Origin of the sequence: Chitinophaga sp. CF418 (assembly GCF_900142925.1) — a bacterium.
Taxonomy (GTDB): domain Bacteria; phylum Bacteroidota; class Bacteroidia; order Chitinophagales; family Chitinophagaceae; genus Chitinophaga.
In genome coordinates this window covers 191351-206276 of sequence record NZ_FRCN01000017.1, presented here as the reverse complement: position 1 = coordinate 206276, position 14926 = coordinate 191351, and the positions used below count along the sequence as shown (strand labels likewise).

The window sequence follows — 14926 nt, the reverse complement described above, 5'->3', positions numbered from 1 at the left end:
AGCGAATCGCATGAGTAATTTTCGCAGATATTATTTACCGGCCTTTTATGGCCTTATCACCTATTTCAGTATCCGGCTTTTGCTGGATACTGTTACTGGTATGAAATTCTGGGAAAGACCATTAGGCCTGAACCTGTTTGAGATCACCGCCTGCATCTTTTTTGGCTATCTCCTGATAGGCGCCCATCATTACATGTATCGCTACTTTGATACGCACTGGGCGGATATGGATGATTACAGGAAGAGAGTACTGAAGGAATTGGGCGCCATCCTTATGATGACAGTGCTGTTCCAGAACCTCATCATCCTGCCGATGGCCGCTTTTACAGATGATGGTGCGCAATGGTATGATGTGGCAGATATTAATCTTATCCCTCTGTTATATTCACTGATCTATTATGGCGTAAGCCGGAGCAATACTTTTCTGCAGGCCTATGTCAGCAATAAGGTGAAGCTGCAGGAAGTCACGAATAACCAGCTGCAGGCAGAGCTTAAGTTCCTGAAGGCCCAGCTGCATCCTCACTTTATCTTTAATGCGCTTAATACCATTTATTTCCAGATGGATGAAGACGTCAACGCTGCCAAGAAAAGTGTAGAACAGTTCTCGGAGTTGCTGCGTTACCAGTTATACGATCAGCAGCAAACCGTCTCTATCCGGCATGAAATACAGTACCTGCATAGTTTCATCAATCTGCAGAAAGTAAGGGCTTCAGACAAGCTGGTATTGAACCTTCACCTGGACCCGGACCTCTACGACCAGCAGGTATATCCCTTATTGCTTTTCCCCCTGGTGGAAAATGCGTTCAAGTATGTAGGCGGAGAGTATTGGATCAATATCAAAGCCTCACTGGAACATGAGCGCATACACTTTATAGTAGAGAATGCTATTCCCAAGATCACCATGCCTGTAAAGGCCGGCGGTATAGGGCTGGAGAACCTGAAACGCAGGCTGGAGCTTTTATACCCGGGAAAACATACATTTGAGATCAACAAAACAGCGCGTACTTTCAGCGTCGCGTTGTCCATAGAACCTGAACCTGTCGTTTACCAGACAATAATAACTGAAGAAGATGAAGATCAGATGCGTCATCACGGATGATGAGCCCTATGCAAGAAAAGGATTACAAGGCTATATAGGACAGATAGATTTCCTGGAACTTGTAGCTGTATGCGAGAGTGCCGTAGAGTTAAACACCTTCCTTAAACAGGAACAGGTAGACCTGTTGTTCCTGGACATAGAAATGCCTTACCTCTCAGGTATCGATCTCCTGAAGACACTGGCGAATCCGCCTAAAGTGATCTTTACCACGGCATACGAAAAGTACGCTGTGCAGGGCTATGAACTGGAAGTCCTGGACTACCTGCTGAAGCCTGTTTCCTTCGATCGTTTTCTGCGTGCAGCCAATAAGGCCTTCGACTATTTCAGCCTGCAGCAGCAGGTGAAACCGCAGCAGGAGTACTTCTTCGTCAAGGTAGACAACAAGCTGGAGAAGGTGGTGATAGCAGATATACTATTTGCGGAGGGTATGGAGAACTACATCGTCATCTACACAAAAGATAAAAAGCTGATCACGCACCTTACTTTGAAGATGTTGCAGGAACGCCTGCCGGCTGATAAATTTGTACAGCCGCACAAGTCTTATCTTGTCGCTATCGACAAGATTGATGCCATAGAAGGCAATACGCTCGGGATTTCTGGCTACCAGGTACCAGTGTCCCGTTACCAGAAAGAAGAGATCATGCAGCGCATCCTGCAGGACAAGATCCTCAAAAGATGATCATAGGCCAACAGCTGCATCCGCATTAATAATTCCCCAGCCGAATTTACTGCTCCTGCTATTGGCAAAGCTGGATGCCCTTGCCATCCTCGCAATGATACTGTCACGCGGGTAGCCTGGATACTTACTCCATATAAGCGCTGCTATAGCCGAACAGCTGGCCGTTGCCACAGAAGAGCCGCCAACAGTAGAAGGCACATCCCCGGTCATGGCTATGCTCAGCGGGTTCCTGCCTGTAGAAGATTTCTGCATGACGATAGCGAAGTCCACTTTACTGCCGGTGTGGCAATCATCACACCTGTCTTTCAGATTATCTTTCATACCTGTCACTGCAATCACCTGTGGCTGATTAGCAGGGAAGATCACGCCGACAAAACTGGCAAAGAAAGAGGTGGAAGTACCCGCAGCACAAAACATCAGTTTCTGTTTACTGTATGCATAACTGAGGGCATCTTTGATCTGGCCGGAACTGAAGATAGTACCCATACTCATACTGATGATCTTCACTGCGGGATCGTCGGCTCCCAGCACATAGGCATTGGTAACGCCGTTGATGGCGTCTGTAGAGAGGAGTACTACATTCTCCGCTGCATGTACAGTAATGAGATCGCAGTTGTAGGCGATACCCACCGTGTTGCCATCAGTGCCTCTGGGGCCTGCCAGTACACCGGCCATGCTGGTGCCGTGTCCGCAGGGATCGTCAGGGCTACCATTGTAGTAAGTGCCCAGTTTTTGTATGGTCCTGCCGGCAGACAAGCCCTGGTTGAACATATTGCCCAGGTTTTCCTGCTGCGGACTCACACCGGTATCGATGATCATCACTTTGATATGCTGTCCGGTGGACCGCTGCCAGGCCTGTTCTATCCGGTGATAGGGATAATTCCAGGAGAGTTTCGCTGCGGGGGATGTCACTGTGTAATCAGCACCCGCTACAAGGTCGGTTTTAGCCGAATTATAGCCGCAACCGGAGGCAAGGATATCTGATGCTGCTGCGGCGTCTCTGGGGCTTATATCGCGCATAAATGCGCCATATCCGATGGGTTCTGCATAACGCACCCTGGGGGAGGCACGCAATGCCCTGACCGTTTCAAAATGACTGACGCGTACGTTCAGAAAACGTAGTTTGTCGGCAGTGGAAGTACGTTGGTCTTTTCCCGAAGTAATGTCTTCCTTTTCTCCGATTAGTTGTAATATTTCGGCTGCGCCGGATGCCGTGGAATATCCTACGGATAAAATACTATCCCCATGCAGCAGCGCGCTCCAGACCATTGTATCACTGGCCATTTTCCAATCGAAATAACCATGTGTTTCCAGTTGCTGGTTGACAAATGCATTGATAGCTGATTTGGGAATGATCTCCTGCGGGTTCTGCCGGGGAGGTGTAAATGGAAGGGTATCTGTTTTACGACAGGAAGTGGACAGTATAACGACTACGCCCACCATTAGAAAATAAGGGGTTCTCATCTGTTACGTTTTAGTTGATTAACAATCCTGACTGATAGATAACGTGGCTGTTGAAGCGTTGGGTTCTTATCTATTAATTTACGAAAAATTGTTGGGATATCACGTTTCCCGGTAGGAGCAGGTCGTTGACTTTTTAACCGGATGCAGCTGGAGATAGTAAACCTCCGCAACTTCAAGAGTAACTACTTATTGTGTTTATTTTATATATTGCGCCGGTAACTTTACTTACTTTAACTAACTACCTATTCCTATGGACGACGATCGATGGACAGGTTTGGTGCTTATACTTGGAGGACTCTTATGGGTATGGCTGGCGCTCAAATTAAAAAATAAATCAAAGCCCTGGCGGCATTTTAAGATGGTAGCCATCGGCCTCACGGCTGTTTTAGTGGGGATTGTCTTCTTGTTCAAACTTCATAGGTAAAGCTGATAGCGTTACTACTGTCGATGTTGCGTAGCAATACGCTCAAATTTACTTTTTTTACCTAAATACCTATTCCTATGAACGAACATGGAGGGCAAGGTTTGGGCTTTACACTATGTTCCTCAAATGAGGGGAAATTTAGTAGCTGCTGGTCTTCTTTGTCCCGTAAAGCCGTTGTCGTATCAGTATTCATTTCTTTTCTTCCAATCATATTTATCCTTATCAGCAATATTCCTCTTTTCCAGATCAGCAAGCAAGGCATCTATATTTTCTTTACTCACCCATCTGCCATTTACAAAGACCCCGGCAATTTTTCTCGTGTTGCTTATATTTTCTAATGGGTTTGCATCAAGCAGAATGAGGTCGGCATATTTGCCTGGTTCTACCGTTCCTACTTTGTCTTCAATTCCCAGCCAGGTTGCAGGTAAACGGGTAGCTGAAGCCAATGCTTCCTGCGGACTTAGCCCTGCCTGAACTAAAAGTGCTATTTCGTCGTGAAGTGAAAAGCCCCATACAACTCCTGAAGTTCCCGCGTCTGTACCCGCAACCATCGGAACACCGGCTTCTTTGAAAGCTTTTACCAACCGGATATGAAACGCAATTAGTTTTTCGAAATAAGCGACACGCTCAGGACTTGTGTCCTTGTTATAGTTATTGGCAGTCAGCCATTTGCTTTGTATCAGCGGATGCACATATTTCAGGCCAGGCAGATTACGAATTGAATCGAGTGAACGAGCCTGTTCCGCAATGCTGACCATGGTAATTAAGGTAGGCGATAGCCATGTGCCGTTCCTTTTGGCAAGTTGTGCAAAACGTTTGGCCTGCTCATCAGAGAAGTCGTCCGTCTGTTTGGAAAATTCCTCTGCATGTGCCACCATATCAAAGCCAGGCACAAAAGCTTCTTCCGTTCTTCCCTTAAATGCATTCGGTATATGCCCTACCACTTTCATTCCCTGTTTGCTGGCTTCATCAATTATCGCTTTGTATGTTTCAATATTAAGTTTGGAATATACCTTGATGAAATCATATCCTTCCGCCTTGGCAATGCGAACAGTCTGGCGGCCATCAGCAGGGGTGTTGGCAACGATGCCTGCATCGCCACCATTTATTAATAATGCCAATGCAATGCGTGGACCAAATACTTTACCTTTTACAATTTCATTTCTCTGACCAAAATGTTCAGGTCTGCCGCTTAATTCTAATGTGGTAGTAACACCGTTTGCGATATAAGGCAGCATAAAATCCTGCGTGTTTATAAAAAAGGTAGCTCCTCTTGTCGGATAGTTTGAACCGAAACTAATATCTGTCACATTGTGCACATGCATATCGATAAGACCGGGCATGAGCCATTTATTGCTTCCATCTATCAATTTAGCATTAGCGGGAATTGTTTGATTGATGGATACAATTTTCCTGTCTTTAATGATGACGGTAGCATTCTTTATAATTGTGGCATCCGTCGTCATCGGAATGATGTTCACATTTGTGACAGCATATATGCCTTCCTGCGAAATATCTTCACGTTGCTGACTGCCGGCGGATGATTGTTTTAAATTTGAACATCCACTAAAAATTATCAAAAGAGAAAATAGCCGGAACAGGTTGCGGAAGTGTTTGTATCTCAATTGTATCGGTTTTAATTGTGCCTAACCGATAAATATACGAAAGTTTTTAGCCCGTCTTTAGGGTTTTATTGCTCCTATATGGGCATTTTAAAATATAAACAAAGGCCGGAATTAAGTGGTACAATGGCCTGGTCATAGACAAAAAGTCAAGTACAGGTTATTGTTGGCCCTATTGGCGCAAATAGATCGTAAGTACTATTTCACTGATCATATCAAAAAATCATTTTAAGAAGGATTTGGTTTTAATGCTAAATAGTATACATTTGCAACAAAGATGCAAATGCTATGAAGTGCAGTACTGTAGTACTGTACAGACCTTGCCGGTGCCTACTATCCCGGTACGGACCTTCTATTTTAATAACTATAACATATGATCCCGAACAGACTACCTGTTACGGTGCTGAGTGGCTTTCTCGGCGCCGGTAAGACTACTTTGCTCAATCATGTCCTGCACAATAAGGAGGGGCTGAAAGTAGCTGTTATTGTGAACGACATGAGCGAGGTGAATATCGATGCACAACTGGTAAAGAATGAACAAACACTGAGCCGGACGGAAGAGAAGCTGGTGGAGATGAGCAACGGCTGTATCTGTTGTACCCTGCGGGAAGACCTGCTGATAGAAGTAGAGAAGCTGGCGAAGGAGGGGCGGTTTGATTACCTGCTGATAGAAAGCTCCGGCATCAGTGAACCGCTGCCCGTAGCACAGACATTCACCTACCAGGATGAAATCAATGCCATTGATCTGAGCCAGCTATCAAGACTGGATACCCTTGTTACAGTGGTAGACTGTTTTAATTTCCTCCGTGATTTCAGCAGCATTGAAACGCTGCAGGACAGGCAGGTCACAGATATGGAAGGCGACTACAGGACTATCGTGAACCTGCTGACCGACCAGATAGAGTTTGCCAATGTCATCATCCTGAATAAAACGGATCTTGTTACTGCGGAAGACCTGGGTATGCTACAGGCTGTGATCAGGAAGATGAATGCCAATGCACGCATTATACCTTCCTCTTTTGGTAAGATCGAGCTGCAAAATATACTGAACACTGGTCTTTTTGATTTTGAAGAAACCAGTCAGAGTGCCGGCTGGATCGAAGAGCTGAACAAGTCGCATCATACGCCTGAGACAGAAGAATACGGCATCAGCAGTTTTGTGTACCGCAGCAGGAAACCATTTCATCCGGAACGCTTCTGGCATTATCTGAACAACGACTGGCATTCCAATATCATCCGTAGTAAAGGCCTCTTCTGGCTGGCTTCGCGTAAAGATGACGCCCTGAACTGGAGTCAGGCAGGTGGCAGCCTGCGTGCAGAACGTGCGGGTGTATGGTGGTGTAGTATGCCTTATCAGGACAGGATAAGTTTTGCATCATTTCTGGACAATGAAGACGAGATCGAAGACAGATGGGATAAACGTTTCGGTGACCGGCACAATGAAATTGTGATCATTGGCAGAGGGCTGGATAAAGATACTATTATAAGGGAACTGGAGGATTGTCTGTGCAATGAAGCAGAACTTGGAACAATGGAAAAAGGAGGAAATTTCCATGATGAATTCCCCTTGTAACCTGACAGAGATGATGAAGGAACGGGGTTGGTCTTTAGGCCGGCCCCTTATTGTTTTTACCCTGTTAACGTAAACATAACATATAAGTAAGAGGTCGCTTTATAATTTCGTGCTGCATATCTGCCAACTATTATGATAGAGAACCTGACAGACGCGGATTTATTATCACTTTCACAAACTGGCGATGAGAAAGCATTTGAAGCGATCATGTATAGATATAATGTACAGCTGTACAAGTATATCTACACGCGCATCCGTAGTGAACATGATGCAAAAGATCTGTTACAGGAGGTATTTATTTCCTGCTGGAAGAACCGGCATACTATTAATAATATAACGGCTTACCTGAAAAGGTCTGTACATTATGCAATCATAGACTGGCAGATAGAAAATAAAAAAGTACTGGCCCGACAAACCATTTTACTGGAAAAAGACGAACCCACCACATACCCTGTAGAAGACCAGCTGATATCCCTGGAGATCAGGGAAGAAGTAGAAACAGAGATCTCAAAGATGAATGAAACCATGCGCAAGATATTTGTATCCAGTCGCTGGGAATCTAAATCTATCCCTGAAATCGCCCTTGAATACGGGCTTTCCGAGCAAACAGTCAAGAATAATCTCTCCCTTGCACTCAAACGCATCCGCTTGCGCCTGGCCGCTTTCTTCCTGATGCTTGTCTACATCCTGGCAGCGTGGAATATACAATTCCCTAACGGCGTCCCTTTACACTTTCTTCCTGATGCTTGTTTACATGTTGGTAACATTGAGTTTACAATTCCTTAACGGTACCACTTTTCACTTTTGAGGACTTTACTGATGAATGGGAACATCATCATCAGACAAAGCAGCGCTGTTAGCGCTTTTAGAAAAATACCGCTCCGGTCAGTGTACGCCGGAGGAAACAGCCCGTATACAGCAATGGTTCGACAGTTTTGAAGAATTGCCCGATACCGGAGAAATGAGAACCGCCGCCGATGAGGCAGTGGCCAATACCATGCACACCCTCTTCCCACGCAGGGGAGGATCTGTAAGGTACATTATGCTCAGTGCTGCCGCTATATTGGTAGTAGCCCTTACCAGTCTGCTCTTCATATACAGGTTCTATATGAAGGCGCCGGTTCCCGTTATTTATTCATCGGTTACAACCGGAAAGGGGGAGCGTAAGAAACTGACCCTGCCAGATGGTAGTACACTAACCATGAACGCAGGCAGTACGCTCAGTATTCCTTCTAATTTTGGCGATAGCGCCAGAGAGCTGGTATTTACAGGTCAGGGAACCTTTGATATTAGACAGAATAGTAAACAACCATTTATAGTACATACCGGAGATGTTCGCACCGTAGTGCTGGGTACTGCTTTTGATGTGAAGGCATACCCGGGCGATAAAGCATTGCAGGTGGCTGTACTGAATGGTAAGGTGCGCATCGAAAAAGAGGAGCAGGGCCATACGGAAGTACTGGCGACTGGTGTAACTAAAAACCAGCTGCTGACCTATGAAGCGCAATCTGGTAAGCACGAACTGAAGCCCTGTAAAGCAGATGAAATTGCAGGCTGGCAGCAGAACAGGTTATTCTTTGATCAGGCTTCACTGGAAGAGATCGCACAGGTACTCGAGAGACAATACAATACACATATTACACTCGCCGGTAAGGCGAAGCACAACTGCCGCTACACTATACAATTGAAGAATGAGCCGCTGGACAAGGCTTTACTGCTGCTACAACAGCTGTCGGGGATCTCTTACATCGTAAACAACAATGAAATAAAAATCAATATTGCGTCATGCGAATAAAATGTAATGCGCCAACAACAAGGAGACAGTTACGACTGCTCGTCTTATTTCTTTTTGCTCACGTGATCTGTTTTGCAAATGATGTGCAGAACCAGTATGTGACTGTTACGGTACGCAAAGCGCGTATCAGTTTAAACGTAAAGAATCAGCCGCTTAAAAATGTATTCCTGCTCATCGAGCAGAAAACAGGCCTTTCCGTTGGCTACAGTGCTACCGCGATCAATGCAATGGAACCTGTGAACTATAAGGCTGATGATGAAATGCTGGCCACCGTATTCCAGGACCTGCTGAAAGATTATCAGGGTACGGTAAAGCAGGTAGATGAAAACCACATCTTTTTGAAAGTGGAAAAGAGGAAGGCGGAGAAAGCGGTGCTGCCCGTTGTAGCTGCCGTTGCTGCTACTCCGATCGTGATCTCCGGTACAGTGACTGACGAGAACAATCAGCCGGTGCCCGGAGTAAGCATTCATGAGAAGAATACTAAGAAAAATGCAACGACCGATGCAAGTGGTAAATACACCATTACCGTCAATACGGGTGATGTGCTGGTATACAACTTTATCGGTTATGCACCGCAGGAAATAACTGTAGGCGCTGAAAACATGATCAACGTGCAGTTGAAGGTGCAGAACAGCCAGTTGAAAGAGATAGTAGCCATTGGTTACCAGTCCATCAGGAAGAGTGATGTAACCGGTGCTATTTCCAGTGTGAAAGCGAGCGAATTGAACCTGACATCTCCTTCCGTAGGACAGGCGCTGGTAGGTAAGGTGGCAGGTGTACAGGTATCGCAGGTAAGCGGTGCTCCCTATGCCAGCACCAAGATCCGTGTACGTGGTATCGGTTCCATCAATGCCGGTTCCAGTCCTCTGTATGTAGTGGATGGTTATCCTATGGACAATGATATTTATATCAACCCCGAGGATATTGAGTCTATCGACATCCTGAAAGATGCGGCTTCTGCAGCGATCTATGGTTCCCGTGCTGCCAGTGGTGTGGTACTGATCACTACCAAACGTGGTAAGGAAGGTAAAGGTAAGTTTGAGTATGATATTCAGTCGGGTGTGAACCAGCTGGCTAAGAAAGTGAAGCTGCTTGACGCGGACGGCTTTGCACAGCTGATGATCGACGGCAGGAACAATTCCTATCAGGACCTGGTGGTAAACAAAGGTCTCCAGTGGACTGATGCGATGTTCTCTGACGACAACGCTACACGTGTTGCGAAAGTGGGTAATGCTAACTCCGTTCAGATCGATCCTGCTTTTTATGATTTCGCCAGTCAGAAGGTGATCAAGCCGAAATATAACACAGACTGGCAGGACCTGCTGTACCGCAATGCGATATTCAGCCGTCATAACCTGTCATTCTCCGGTGGCAGCAAAGAAGTGAAATATTATATCAGCGGTGGTTATCAGAACCAGGATGGTATTATCCTGAACACCGGTGTTAAGAAGATCAACTTCCGCTCAAATATTGACGGTCAGATCAACTCCAGGCTGAGAGCCGGTATGAACGTTTCCTATACCAACAACCAGAACAAGGAAACAGAAGAAGGCCGCTGGGACCACAATCCCATTATGGCTGCTTTGCTGATGCTGCCTACTTACCGCGCCTTTGACGACAATGGTAAGATTGTGAAGAATGAAGTGGCTGCGCTGTCTGCTACTTATGGATATAACAGCTTCGAAAACCCGCTCGCAATAGCGCAGGAGATCAACATCCGTCGTAAAGGCAATCGCGGTACTTACAATGGATATGCTGTTTATCAGCTGCTGCCTGAGTTGTCAGTAAAGGCAAACCTGGGTATGTCCAACTATGCAGAGAAGTACGACTACTATTATCCAACCAGTCTGAGTAGCGGTGTGAATGCGCCTTATTCTGCAGATGCCAAGGCCGCTGCCAATGCTAAAGCGAGGAACATCAGTATGACAGACCAGTTGGGCGAGTTCACCGCTAACTATAGCAAACAGTTCAACAGGCATAAATTAGATGTGCTGGGTGGTTATAGTGTACAGAAAACAACAGGTGATACCCTGGAAGTAAAAGCCCAGGGATTCCAGGATGACCGTATCCAGGAGTTAAACGCCAAAGGTGCAGATGCTGCACTCTTCACGTTGACAACTGCCTCCAAGTATACCTATACACTGGTATCTTACCTGGGACGTATCAACTACAATTACGACAGCCGTTATTATCTGACCGTTTCTTTCCGTACAGATGCATCTTCCCGTTTCGGCCGTGAGAACCGCTGGGGTAATTTTCCTTCAGTAGCAGCAGGCTGGAACATCTCCAATGAATCATTCTACCACGATTGGTTAGGACAGCATTCTACACTGAAGCTGCGTGCCAGCTGGGGTTTAAGTGGTAACAACAACATCGGTAACTATAACTCTATCCAGGTAATGAGCGCTCCTACAGGTGTGCCGCTGGGTAACGGTGCTGTAAATACAGGTACCTCCGCCGGTGGTATCAAAGATCCGAAGATTGGCTGGGAGTCTACCTCACAGTACAACGGTGGCCTGGATATCGGATTGTTTAACGGCCGTCTGAATGTGATCGCCAACTACTATCTCAGTTATTCTTATAACCTTTTGTTCAATCGACCGGTATCCGCTATTTCGGGTGTTACAACAGTGCTGACCAACCTGCGTGATTCCAAGATCCGTAACAGGGGTATTGACTTACAGCTGGATGCAAGAGTGATAGACGGAAAGGATTTTCACCTGAACTTCGCGGGTAATATCTCTGTGAACCGTAACAAGGTGCTGGATATGGGAGGTGCTAATACGATCCTGACAGCGGGGGCAGAGCGTTCCTACCTGACACATATTACACAGGCAGGACAGCCCGTAGGTATGTTCTACGGTTTCAGGGTACTGGGCGTTGCTACTGAAGCTAATTATAAAACACTGGCTCCCTCAGCGTCCAGCTCTAACCCTTTACATCCGGGAGATCTGTACTTCTATGACAAGAATGGCGATCATGTAGTGAACGATGCTGACAAAGATGTGATCGGCAATCCTTATCCGAAGTTCACTTACGGTTTTAACCTGTCTGCCACTTATAAAGACTTTTATTTCTCTTCTTCCTTCAATGGCTCTTATGGCAACCAGGTGCTGGATGGACAGGATTATTACCTGTACAATATGGAAGGTTCCGGCAACCAGTATGCTGATGTGGTGAACCGCTTTCGTTCTGTTGCGCAGCCGGGCAATGGTAAAGTATACCGTGCTTCCCGCGCTGGTACACAGAGTAACAGTACCCGTCTGTCTACCTTCTACCTGCAGGATGCATCTTATTTCAGATGTACCAATATTGTACTGGGCTACAACTTTAAGTTCCGCGCATTACAGGAAAAACTGGGTGTATCAAAAGCAACATTATTTGCGAGTGTAGACAATGCATTCACCATCACCAAATACAAAGGGTATAATCCGGAAGTAGATTTTAACGGGAACCGTCCTAATCCGAACCTGGCGCCAGGAGTTGACTATGGTATGTATCCGCTGGTTCGTGCTTACAATGCCGGTGTTAAACTTGGTTTCTGATCTATTGACGCTTAAACACTGAAAAAAATGAAGAATCGCATATCAATTATACTGGGTTTTGCAGCTGTGCTGGCAACATCCGCCTGTAACAAGGATTTCCTGAACCAGACAGATCCCAATAGTCAGACGGTCGATAATTATTTCCAGACCGAGAATGATGTACTAACAGCCGTAAATGGTGTATATCAGTCCCTGAGAAGCGACAATGCGCTGGGGGAAAGCAGTGGATTGTTCAGCGAAGAACGTTCTGACAATACCGGCCGTAATGACAATCAGTCGAACGCCGGCGAGCCTTTCCAGTTCGGTGATTTCTCCCTGCTGCCAAGTAATACCTATCTGAAATCACACTGGGTGGCTATGTACCAGATTATCTCCAGGGCTAACATCGTTTTGTCCAATATCGACAAGGTTACTTTCGCCAAAGAGGACACAAAGAAAGGTTATGCGGCAGAGGCGAAGTTCATGCGTGCACTGATCTATTTCCACATGGTGCGTAAATGGGGAGATGTACCTTTGGTAACAAAACAATTGAGCCTCGACGAGGTGAAAGCGAATACCTTCCGTTCGAAAGATACAGCCGTATACAGCCAGATCGTAGCTGACCTGCTGGATGTGGTGAATAGTCCGCTGCCTGATTTCCAGACAGGCGCTAATATCGGCAGGGTATCCAAAGCGGCAGGCAACGCATTGCTGGGACAGGTATACCTGACTATGGCGACTACCATCGCTAACGGCAAGCGCGATGAAAATCTGGCAAAGGCAAAACAATACCTGCAGGCATGTTACGACATGCGTAAGTTTGGCGCACTGAAAGACATTCCTTACACAGATGTTTTCAGCGTGGACAAGAAAGGTACTTGCCCTGAGCTGATCCTGCAGATCGTTTACAAACAGGGTGATGCGACCTATGCCTCCAAAATTGCAGCCAATAACCAGGCTAACGGTGAAACCATCAATTCACAGAAAACTGCCAGTGGCGTAGGCGGTAACGTAACCGGTGATCTGATCAACGAATATGAAGCCAGCGATCTGAGAAAGGATTTCTCTGTGCACTACGCAAATGCCAGCAACGTGAAAGACTGGTACATCACTAAATTCCGTGATGTCAGCGATGCTGCCGGCAAGAACGGTTATGGTGGCAACGACTTCGTCCTGATCCGTTACGCAGATGTGATCCTAATGCTGGCGGAGGTGAACATGTACCTGGGCGATAACGCCACTGCCATCCAGTTCCTGGACATGGTGCGCGAAAGGGCAGGAATGCCGGCTTACGCAACTGCTATGCAGGATGCGGCCTATAACGCAAAATTCCCTACACTGAAACTGGCTATCCTGCATGAGCGCCGCGTTGAGCTGGCCTTCGAGAATCACCGCTGGTTTGACCTGTTACGTACGTTCACCGCACAGGAGCTGGTAGATTATTTCCACGCGAAAGACCAGGCGTCTTTTGGTATTGCGAAGCTGAGCAATTTCTCAACGAAAGACAGGTATTATCCGATCCCGTTTGATGAGTATAAACTTGATCCTGTAAAAATGTATCAGAATACAGGGTATTAATTCGATAGATGAATGCAACAGGGGGCGCTTCCGTAAAAGGGGCGCTCCCTTTTTTATTGCGTATTACCGGGGAATCTATTGGGGAACCCATAGGGCATTGCATTATTGTTTCCATGGTTGTATCCATTTTAGGCTACCTTCACCGAACCTCTACCGAATGTTGTCCCTGGTTTTTCTGTACTAAGACATTTTGTACCTGATTCCCGGTTTCCGTTCGCTTAGATAACGCTTAGATAACGCTAATGCTACGTTAATGCTACGTTCATGAACGTAAGATTAACGTAGCATTAGCGTTATCTAAGCGTTATCTAAGCGTTATCCTTTTGGATATTTGTACACAAGCCGGGATATCGACAATAGTTTAAAAATTGCAGATAGACACGAGCATCGACCAGGTAACTACGGAACAAGAGATGAGTCAGGAAAGTACCAAGAAAAAGTTCGTATCGATCCGGGTACTCCAACTGGAAAAAAAGGTCCCAATGATAGTCACTTTCATTTAGATCAAGGGAAAGAGCATATTATGGATCCGAATAAATGGCCATGGTGGATGAATATAGGTAGATAACACATAACAACTAAGATTATTTTTATGAGTTTTGATTTTGACAATTGTTATTGGCATGATTCTATACTTAAGAGCATTTATATCGATCGTAGCAATCCGGGGTATATGGATACAATAGAGATGAATATAGATTGGTATGATAGACCTGAATCAAAGATTATATTTAAAGGGGTTTATTTATTTAAGGCGAGAATGAATTTTGGGATAATCGCGGCAGAATCAATTCTTAATGCAGAAATTTTACCGTCAGATGATCCTGACCTGGTTGATTTTTATAACAAAACGAAAAAAAATTATACTGAATTAAATGGCTATCTGATTGAGACAAATTCTACTGGTGGCATTATGAAAATAATTGCAGAGACGGTCGAAGAAGTTAGTTAATCTGTAATAGCTCTGTAATGTGCTGACAGTTGTGTAAATATTAGCAGCTGGACGGATTCGTCCAGCTGCTTTTCACTTGCTAAAAGGTACAGTTGTTTAGACCAGACCAGGTTTTTAAAAATGCGGTTTCTCCGGCTTCGCTAGAGGTTCGCTAGAGCTTCGCTCGACCTCTATAGCTATAAGGGCTGTAGTCCAGCATTATAGGCACTGTTCTAT

General features: G+C 45.7%; 10 protein-coding genes. 8 read left to right on the top strand and 2 right to left on the bottom strand.

All coding sequences use genetic code 11. The features are described 5' to 3' along the window. Positions 1-10 precede the first annotated feature (10 nt). On the top strand, positions 11-1099 hold the full coding sequence (locus tag F3I09_RS30610; protein ID WP_149698861.1) for a sensor histidine kinase: 1089 nt from the start codon (positions 11-13) through the stop codon (positions 1097-1099). Then, positions 1071-1778, top strand: coding sequence for a LytTR family DNA-binding domain-containing protein (locus tag F3I09_RS30605; RefSeq protein WP_149698860.1), 708 nt, complete (start codon positions 1071-1073; stop codon positions 1776-1778). The genes F3I09_RS30610 and F3I09_RS30605 overlap by 29 nt, the downstream gene beginning before the upstream one ends. Here F3I09_RS30605 and F3I09_RS30600 read toward each other — a convergent pair whose 3' ends face one another. Together F3I09_RS30600 and F3I09_RS30595 are read right to left on the bottom strand one after the other, a co-directional pair. Beyond that, positions 1779-3242, bottom strand: coding sequence for a S8 family serine peptidase (locus F3I09_RS30600; RefSeq protein WP_149698859.1), 1464 nt, complete (start codon positions 3240-3242; stop codon positions 1779-1781). A 606-nt stretch (positions 3243-3848) separates the two neighbouring features. Then, a complete protein-coding gene (locus tag F3I09_RS30595; protein ID WP_149698858.1) occupies positions 3849-5291 on the bottom strand; it encodes an amidohydrolase family protein in 1443 nt (480 codons plus the stop codon). A gap of 370 nt (positions 5292-5661) precedes the next feature. On the opposite strand from F3I09_RS30595, the gene F3I09_RS30590 reads away from it, so the two are divergent. The 6 genes from F3I09_RS30590 to F3I09_RS30565 all read left to right on the top strand — a co-directional run bounded on the left by F3I09_RS30590 (position 5662) and on the right by F3I09_RS30565 (position 14710). Then, entirely contained in the window at positions 5662-6861 is a 1200-nt protein-coding gene (locus F3I09_RS30590) for a GTP-binding protein (RefSeq protein WP_149698857.1), read from the top strand. 132 nt (positions 6862-6993) lie between these two features. After that, positions 6994-7647, top strand: a complete 654-nt coding sequence (locus F3I09_RS30585) for an RNA polymerase sigma factor (RefSeq protein WP_149698856.1) — start codon at positions 6994-6996, stop codon at positions 7645-7647. Between the two features lie 37 nt (positions 7648-7684). Beyond that, the gene (locus F3I09_RS30580; RefSeq protein WP_149698855.1) at positions 7685-8656 is read left to right on the top strand and encodes a FecR family protein; all 972 of its coding nucleotides are present in this window, start codon (positions 7685-7687) and stop codon (positions 8654-8656) included. After that, positions 8647-12201, top strand: coding sequence for a TonB-dependent receptor (locus F3I09_RS30575; RefSeq protein ID WP_149698854.1), 3555 nt, complete (start codon positions 8647-8649; stop codon positions 12199-12201). The genes F3I09_RS30580 and F3I09_RS30575 overlap by 10 nt, the downstream gene beginning before the upstream one ends. A 27-nt stretch (positions 12202-12228) precedes the next feature. Beyond that, complete coding sequence (locus tag F3I09_RS30570) at positions 12229-13758, top strand: RagB/SusD family nutrient uptake outer membrane protein (RefSeq protein WP_149698853.1); 1530 nt, start codon at positions 12229-12231, stop codon at positions 13756-13758. A 673-nt stretch (positions 13759-14431) separates the two neighbouring features. Further along, a complete protein-coding gene (locus tag F3I09_RS30565; RefSeq protein ID WP_149698852.1) occupies positions 14432-14710 on the top strand; it encodes a hypothetical protein in 279 nt (92 codons plus the stop codon). Positions 14711-14926: the final 216 nt, after the last annotated feature.